General features: G+C 75.4%; 2 protein-coding genes and 1 pseudogene. 2 read left to right on the top strand and 1 reads right to left on the bottom strand.

What is annotated here, in order from left to right:
* The coding region (locus JNW87_RS38670) for a LysE family translocator (protein WP_238455470.1) at positions 1 to 364 on the top strand (364 nt) is incomplete at its 5' end.
* A gap of 39 nt (positions 365 to 403) precedes the next feature.
* Here JNW87_RS38670 and JNW87_RS38665 read toward each other — a convergent pair.
* Entirely contained in the window at positions 404 to 940 is a 537-nt protein-coding gene (locus JNW87_RS38665; protein ID WP_238455469.1) for an NUDIX domain-containing protein, read from the bottom strand.
* Between the two features lie 63 nt (positions 941 to 1,003).
* Between JNW87_RS38665 and JNW87_RS38660 the strand changes: the two are divergent.
* A pseudogene (locus JNW87_RS38660) lies at positions 1,004 to 1,436 on the top strand (hypothetical protein); the annotation flags it as partial.

The raw sequence follows: 1,436 nt of genomic DNA, 5'->3' as shown, positions 1-1,436 counted from the left end.
CCGGTCGGCGTTCGCGCCGGCGCCGCTGCCGCCGGACCGGCCGCGGCGGCTGTTCACCATGGGTCTGGTCACCAACCTGCTCAACCCGAAGATCGCGATCCTGTACGTGTCGCTGCTGCCGCAGTTCATCGACCCGGCGCACGGCCACGTCGCCGCGCAGAGCCTGCTGCTCGGGCTCACCCAGATCGTGATCGCGCTGACCGTCAACGCGCTGATCGTGCTCACCGCCGGCGGCATCGCGGCGTTCTTCGCCCGGCGGCCGTTGTGGCTGCGGGTGCAGCGCTGGGTGATGGGCACCGTGCTGGCCGGTCTGGCCGTACGGATCGCCGCCGACCGGTCCCGGGCAGCGCTGGTCACCCCGTGACGCGGCCACGGCGCGGCCGTCCGCTCCTGCGTTGACGGATCAGGCCCGCCCCTGCTGGCGTGGAGCGTCAGAGCGCGTCCGGTCGCCCAGCGCGGGGTGCCGCTGGCCGGGCCGGGCGTGCCAGGTGGGGGCGTCCTCACTCACGGTGGTGTCGATCCGCAGCCGGGACCAGTCGTCCAGCTCGGGCAGGTCGTCCGGGTCGAACCAGCCGACCTCGGTGGACTCGTCGCCGTCCGCGGTCGGGGTGCCGCCGACCGGGCGGCAGCGGAACCACACGTTGAGGTATTCGCAGGCGTCGCCGTTGGGGTAGACGACCGGGTGGGTGGCGACCCCGCCGACCCGCTCGATCTCGACGCGTACCCCGGTCTCCTCGAGGACCTCCCGCAGCACCGCGTCCGCCGGCTGTTCGCCCGAGTCGATGACGCCGGCCGGCAACGACCAGCGGCCGTTGTCGCTGCGCCGGGCCAGCAGCACCCGCCCGGCGTCATCGCGCACCACCGCGCTGACCCCGGGCAGCAGGAGCAGGTCGGTGCCGATGTGCTTGCGCATCCGGGCGACGTACGGGGAGACGGGCATCCGCCCACCCTAGTGGCGACGTCGACCGGCTCCCCGCGCCGGTGCCACTAGACTTCGCGCTCGATGGACGCCCAGCCCACTCCCACCGCCGACACCCGCCCCTGTGCCCACTGTGGACGGGAGGTGCCGCAGCGCGCCGGTGCGGGCCGGCCGTTCCGGTACTGCCGGGACAACGACGGCGCCTGCCAGCGGGCGTCGCGCAACTCCCGGATGCGTCACCGCAACGCCCCCGGCCTGCCCGGCCAGGTCGCCCGGACCTGGGAGGCGGTCGACCGCCTCGACCAGATCGTGGACACCCTCACCGAGGCCCTGCACGCCGAGCTCTCCCCCGCCGGGGTGGAGCGGCAGCTCGCGCAGCTGCGCGCCGAGGCGTCCGCCGAGGTGGCGGCCGCGCACACCGAGCGGGACGAGGCCCGCCGCGAGGCTGCGCGCCGAGGCGTCCGCCGAGGTGGCGGCCGCGCACACCGAGCGGGACGAGGCCCGCCGCGAGGCCGAG

The organism is Micromonospora sp. ATA51 (assembly GCF_016802855.1).
Taxonomy (GTDB): domain Bacteria; phylum Actinomycetota; class Actinomycetes; order Mycobacteriales; family Micromonosporaceae; genus Micromonospora; species Micromonospora sicca.
The sequence above is the reverse complement of the archived record's forward strand: the minus strand, read 5'-3'. Positions and strand labels throughout refer to the sequence as shown.